The 6,078-nt window shown below is 58.3% G+C and carries 5 protein-coding genes; 3 read left to right on the forward strand and 2 right to left on the reverse strand.

What is annotated here, in order from left to right; translation table 11 throughout:
- Positions 1 to 37: 37 nt before the first annotated feature.
- Positions 38 to 1,465, reverse strand: a complete 1,428-nt coding sequence (argG, locus tag ACNPM8_RS08035) for an argininosuccinate synthase (protein WP_426734056.1) — start codon at positions 1,463 to 1,465, stop codon at positions 38 to 40.
- 135 nt (positions 1,466 to 1,600) lie between these two features.
- Between argG and ACNPM8_RS08040 the strand changes: the two genes are divergently transcribed.
- Positions 1,601 to 2,575: an aldo/keto reductase gene (locus ACNPM8_RS08040; RefSeq protein WP_448939621.1), complete on the forward strand. Its 975-nt coding sequence runs from the start codon at positions 1,601 to 1,603 to the stop codon at positions 2,573 to 2,575.
- A gap of 74 nt (positions 2,576 to 2,649) precedes the next feature.
- Here ACNPM8_RS08040 and ACNPM8_RS08045 read toward each other — a convergent pair whose 3' ends face one another.
- Positions 2,650 to 3,123 carry a Rieske (2Fe-2S) protein gene (locus tag ACNPM8_RS08045; protein WP_426734058.1) on the reverse strand — a complete coding sequence of 158 codons (474 nt, stop codon included), beginning with the start codon at positions 3,121 to 3,123 and terminating at the stop codon, positions 2,650 to 2,652.
- A gap of 1,000 nt (positions 3,124 to 4,123) precedes the next feature.
- On the opposite strand from ACNPM8_RS08045, the gene ACNPM8_RS08050 reads away from it, so the two are divergent.
- Positions 4,124 to 5,815, forward strand: coding sequence for a sodium:solute symporter family protein (locus ACNPM8_RS08050; protein WP_400288210.1), 1,692 nt, complete (start codon positions 4,124 to 4,126; stop codon positions 5,813 to 5,815).
- Positions 5,815 to 5,946 carry a putative transporter small subunit gene (locus tag ACNPM8_RS08055; protein ID WP_426734060.1) on the forward strand — a complete coding sequence of 44 codons (132 nt, stop codon included), beginning with the start codon at positions 5,815 to 5,817 and terminating at the stop codon, positions 5,944 to 5,946. The genes ACNPM8_RS08050 and ACNPM8_RS08055 overlap by 1 nt, the downstream gene beginning before the upstream one ends.
- Positions 5,947 to 6,078 lie beyond the last annotated feature (132 nt).

The following is a 6,078-nucleotide window of genomic DNA, read 5'->3' on the forward strand; positions in this document are numbered from 1 at the left end:
GGGAGAACCCCCCGATCCTCTAGCTGTGCCTTGGCGTCTAGTCGGTGCCTGCGTCGAATGCAGCAGACTCGATAGCGCGGTCGGTCGCCAGGTCATCGCTATCAACCTGGGTTGCGTTCACGATGTCATCAGCTCCGCCAGCTTCCAGCGAGCCGACGAGTTCAGCGGTGGTGCCGCCGACCAGGCCCATGTTGGCGTACTGCTCCAGGCGGCCGCGGGAGTCCGCGATATCCAGGTTGCGCATGGTCAGCTGGCCGATGCGGTCCACTGGGCCGAAAGCGGCGTCGCCTACGCGCTCCATCGAAAGCTTGTCCGGGTGGTAGCTCAGGTTCTCGCCCTCGGTGTTCACGATCGTGTAGTCGTCGCCACGGCGCAAGCGGATGGTGACGGTACCGGTGATGGCCGAGCCGACCCAGCGCTGCAGCGATTCGCGCAGCATCAGGGCCTGCGGGTCCAGCCAGCGGCCTTCGTACATCAGACGGCCCAAGCGGCGGCCTTCGTTGTGGTAGCTGGCCACGGTGTCTTCGTTGTGGATCGCGTTCACGAGGCGTTCGTAGGCGATGTACAGCAGCGCCATTGCTGGTGCTTCGTAGATGCCACGGGACTTGGCCTCGATGATGCGGTTCTCGATCTGGTCGCTCATGCCCAGACCATGGCGTCCGCCGATGATATTAGCTTCGTTGACCAGAGCCACCGGATCGGTGAACTCCTTGCCATTGATGGCTATCGGGCGGCCAGCGACGAAGGAAACCGAGACATCTTCGGTCTTGATCTCTACGTTCTCGTCCCAGTACTTCACGCCCATGATCGGCTCAACAGACTCGATGGAGCTGTTCAGCAGTTCCAGGGTCTTCGCCTCGTGGGTTGCGCCCCAGATGTTGGCATCGGTTGAGTAGGCCTTTTCGGCCGAATCGCGGTAAGGGAAACCGTGCTCCTGCAGCCATTCGGACATTTCCTGGCGGCCACCAAGCTCTGCAACGAAGTTGGGGTCGAGCCATGGCTTGTAGATGCGCAGCTTAGGGTTGGCCATCAAGCCGTAGCGGTAGAAGCGCTCGATGTCGTTGCCCTTGTAGGTCGAACCGTCGCCCCAGACATCCACGCCATCTTCGCGCATTGCGCGGACCAGCAGGGTGCCGGTGACGGCGCGGCCCAGCGGGGTGGTGTTGAAGTAGGTCTTGCCGCCGGTGCGGATGTGGAAAGCGCCGCAGGCGAGTGCTGCTAGGCCTTCTTCAACCAGAGCGGGCTTGCAATCAACCAGGCGGGAGTTCTCTGCACCGTACTCCAGTGCACGGCCAGGTACAGCGTCGATATCTGGCTCGTCGTACTGGCCGAGGTCGCCAGTGTAGGTGTAAGGGATGGCGCCCTTGTCGCGCATCCAGGCTACTGCCACCGAAGTGTCGAGGCCACCGGAGAACGCGATACCTACGCGCTCGCCTACAGGAAGATTGGTAAGAACTTTAGACATGTTTCCATCCTAATGGATAAATATGCAATGCAGTGAATTGTGCTGTGAAATGTTGAGCACAACTACCTACCAGATAGCCTATGGGTATAACCTCGCTCAGTGAAGCGGATGAACAAACCAACAGATGAGGTGTCCATGGAATTCCGTCAGCTAGGCCGCAGCGGCCTGAGTGTTTCCGTCGTCGGGCTAGGGTGCAACAATCTTGGCCGCGCAGGAACTGCGACCGAAACCCAAGAAGGAACCGACGCGGTTATCCATGCGGCGCTTGACGCGGGTATTACGCTCTTCGATGTCGCGGATGTCTATGGCAAGGAACCAGGGCTTTCCGAAATCCGTCTGGGCAAAGCGCTTGGGCAAGCACGCAATGACATCGTTCTGGCCACCAAATTCGGCATGGATATGCAGGGCGCAAATGGCCCGGACTTCAATGCGCGTGGTTCGCGCCGTTATATCGTCAAAGCAGTCGAAGCATCGCTCAAGCGGCTCGGTACGGACTACATCGACCTGTATCAGTTCCACACTCCAGATGCGAACACTCCCATCGAAGAAACCTTGCGGGTCATGGATGACCTGGTCACCAGCGGCAAAGTTCGCTACATCGGCCATTCCAACCGGACCGGCTGGCAAATAGCCCAGGCGGAGTACGTGGCCCGTGAATTGGGAACCGAGCGATTCGTCTCGGCACAGAATCACTACAACCTGATTGACCGCCGTGCAGAACTGGAAGTGCTTCCAGCGGCTCGTGAATTCGATCTGGGAGTCTTGCCCTACTTCCCGCTGGCAAACGGCCTGCTGACCGGCAAGTACTCCAAGGGGCATGCCCCTGAGGGCAGCCGGCTGACACACGCGCGTCAGCATCTCGTGGAAACCAGCGATTTTGAGCAGTTGGATCAATTCGACGCCTTTGCTGCCGAACGGGATCTGACACCGATCGAATTGGCATTTTCCTGGCTGGCAGCGCAGTCGCCGGTGGCCTCTGTGATTGCCGGTGCCACCCGTCCTGAGCAGATTCGAGCCAACGCTGCAGCGGTGCGTTGGGTTCCGAGCGCCGCAGAACGGGCCCAGATGGATGAGCTCTTCCCGGCCCCAGAGAAAGTTGCGCTGTTCTAGGAGTGCCTCTAGCAAGCACTGAAGGGTGAACCCCATCCGGGTTCAGCCTTCAGTGCTTAAAAAGTGCTGGGAAACTACTGTGCGGCGGTAACGTAGGCGACGATGTCGTCACCTTCAATTGCCGCAGCGTAGCGTGGCAGCGCTGCGATAGCTGGACCTGCGTCCACGGTACCGTCAGCGGGTGCGAATCGTGAGCCATGGCAGGCGCAGTAGAAATCTTCCTTGCTGGACTTCGGGCTCACAGCGCAGCCCTGGTGGGTACAGACGTTCGAGTAGGCCAAAACGGTCTTCTCATCCTTGCGGAAGAGCAAAACGCCTACTTCTTTTCCGGAAGGATCCTTGGCTGGAGCGAGTGCACGCGATCCGATGGCAAGGTCCGTGGCCTTCATGAGGGCCTGTCCTTCGCCTGATGGTTCAGGAATCGGCAATGCCTCGGGGGTGTCGGCTTCAGAATGTCCATCGCCGCAGGCAGTGAGCAGTGCGGCGGAACCAAGTGCTGCCGAGGCGCAAATGAACGTACGACGGGCTGGTCGGGCAATGTCAGTCATGCACCTATTCTGGCAGAGATCTCTGTGCCGGCGCTAAGAGCGAAGCGCCCGTGTCAGGAGGGTGCGGCAAGTGATGAGCTTGATCGGCGGGGGAGCGGTCTGCATGCGTTCGCCAGGCGGTATCGAATACCGTGTATATTTATGCAGTGTTTTCGAAGTCCTGAGAGTATCCACAGTGCCCTGAACTCGCTCGGCATGGCACTGAATCCGGCACTCGGGAAAGTTTAGTAATCCGGGTAGGGCATTTCGGGTGGTGTAATTGGATCATGCCTGTCCGCTGCGCAGTGGGGAACAGAACGGCCAGAACTAGATATTTTTTATCCCGGCTTTCCGCACTTATGTGCGCACCGTTACACGCATCCGCAAGGTCGTCCCGTAATTGATACAGACGATGGGCTGATTCAACATCGCGCCCCTGCCGGCTGGTCGGTGAGTGGGGTGCCCCGCTGCCTTGCGGCGGAAGATTCGAATATCTTTGCATTCATGCTAATATTTGTATGTAGTTAGTTGAAGCTACTAATTTCGGAGAGAGCTTTCGCTGTTTTCCTGTCCGGCGTTTTATCGCCGACTGAGTAACTCCGCGCAGTAATCGCGTGTTGAGTTCCGGGTAGCAGCCCTCCGATGGAAAACCGGCGGTATTCGCCAACGCGAGTACCGCGCCTGAACTGACCCGAAGCGCCATTGCGCGCCAATATGGATAGCCGCAAGTGCGATGCAGGCAAACCATGGGTCCGGATTCACTTTGTGAAGCCAAAAGCGCCAGGTTCTGGAACGAATCCACGAGCTGGTGCTCCCCGTGACTAGGGATGAACGATACGAATGAGAAACGAACGAAACTTGAGTGTAGGGAAGTGGTTCATGGGCCCAGGGGCTTGTGCGCGTCAGCTGAAATTTACCCCTTGCGATGAAATCTCGCAGGAAGACGTGCAGGATAAGTCGCCGGTTGAGCATTTAGCTCCTGGCGCGAATCTCATCACTGTCTATTAGAGGGAGGTGGCGCGTGAATAACGAAATAGTGCAGTTCAGCGCCCTAACTGTTGTCTTGCTATTGGTGCTCTTCTACGGAGGCACCTTCTTTATTTCCACCCGAATCGGAAAGAAAAAAGAGAACGCCGACGACTACATGACGGCGGGAAATAAAATTGGATTCGGCATTTCCGCTGCAAGCATGACCGCTACCTGGATCTGGGCTTCGTCGATGTACGCCTCAGCCACCTCCGGGTACACCTATGGAATCTCCGGTCCGATCCACTATGGGCTCTGGGGCGCGTTGATGATTCTGTTCATCTACCCATTCGGCAAGCGGATTCGCAAGGTCGCGCCACGCGCGCACACCCTCGCCGAGGTCATGCATGCACGCCACGGCCGCTCCAGCCAGCTGATGCTGGCCGGGTCGAATATTGTCGGTTCGGTCATCTCCTTGATGTCCAACTTCATCGCCGGTGGCGTATTGATCTCGATGCTCTCGCCGTTCAACTTCATCCAGGGCGTGCTGGCCGTTGCCGGTGGCGTTCTGCTCTACACCCTGTGGTCCGGGTTCCGTGCTTCGGTACTGACCGACTTTGTCCAGGTCGTAGGCATGCTGGGCGCTGTAGCAATCATTGTCCCGGCGATCTTCTTTGCCGCAGGGTTCCCGGCCGCATTCGAAACCGGTGCGAGCAACTTGACCCCGCAACAGTCCAATTTCTTCTCCTCTGAAGCATTCCTGGGCCAAGGGGCACCCTACATTGCAGCCGTTCTGGCCTACGCAATTGGCAACCAGACTATTGCCCAGCGGCTCTTCGCAGTACGCGAGGACTTGATCAAGCCAACCTTCATCACTGCAACCATCGGCTACGGAGCGATGGTCATCGGCGTGGGCATGCTCGGCGTGCTCGCCCTGTACCTTGGGTTCGAGCCGTCGGGTGGAGACATGAACAACCTCATCCCCGAGATGGCTGCCAGCTACCTGCCAGGTGTTCTGCTGGCATTGTTCTTCATCATGATCATTGGTGCGCTGTCGTCAACTGCTGACTCGGACTTGGCGGCCCTGTCCTCGATTGTGATGGCTGACGTGTACGGCCAGAACGTTGCCGGCAAGGACAAGGCCGATCCGAAGAAAATGCTGCTCATTGGCCGTGCGACCATGGTCGTTGCCACCGCATTGGCAGTCGCTTTCGCGAGCATGCAGCTGAACATCCTGGACCTGCTGGTCTTCGTCGGAGCTCTTTGGGGTGCTCTGGTCTTCCCGGTTCTGGCCAGCTTCTACTGGAAAAAGGTCACCAACAAGGCCTTCACCGTTTCGGTACTCGTTGCACTGGCGATCTTCATCCCTGTTCGCTTCGAACTGATCCCAGTCAATGGCGTCACCGGCTTGCTGATCGAGCTGCTGTCGGTGATTGGCATCGGCGTGGTCGTGGCGTTGATGAGCTTCGGGTTCTTCGGCCTGCGCGTTGCCAAGATTGTCGGTGTCGTCGCGATGCTGGCCAGCGCACCGTTCGTCTTCGGTTTCCTGCGCGACTACACGACCTTGAGCGCCTCGCTGGTTGCCTACTCGGTCAGTACCATCGTCTGCTACCTGCTGTCGTTCAGATCCAAGATGGAATTCGACTTCGATGTCATCGCGGTACGCACCGGCGACTTCGACGCAGTACCTGGAAAGCCTGACGCTGCAGATGCCGGACACGATGCCAAGAGCCTGGGAGGCAAATAATGACGACGTTTTTCTTGAGCCTGTACGTGCTGGCATGGCCAGTCATTGTGGCCGGAGTGCTGTTCTTCATCAGCAAGGGGTTCATCCAGGAATGGCTGGAAGCCCGCCGCAATGGTGAAGACATCATCTAGTAACCGGGCAGGCGAAGCGGCGCGCCATGGAGCGCAGGAACCCCGTACAGCAGCATTTACCAGCTGTACGGGGTTCCTGCATCCTGACGGGGCAGCAAGAAGCCGGGACCAGCTTTCCTCATGAGGGAAGCT

It is taken from the genome of Glutamicibacter sp. AGC46, from assembly GCF_053543715.1.

Bases quoted from the DNA above. Each gene is read 5' to 3' on its own strand.
- argG (WP_426734056.1), bottom strand. From the start codon at position 1,465: ATGTCTAAAGTTCTTACCAATCTTCCTGTAGGCGAGCGCGTAGGTATC.
- ACNPM8_RS08040 (WP_448939621.1), top strand. From the start codon at position 1,601: ATGGAATTCCGTCAGCTAGGCCGCAGCGGCCTGAGTGTTTCCGTCGTC.
- ACNPM8_RS08045 (WP_426734058.1), bottom strand. From the start codon at position 3,123: ATGACTGACATTGCCCGACCAGCCCGTCGTACGTTCATTTGCGCCTCG.
- ACNPM8_RS08055 (WP_426734060.1), top strand. From the start codon at position 5,815: ATGACGACGTTTTTCTTGAGCCTGTACGTGCTGGCATGGCCAGTCATT.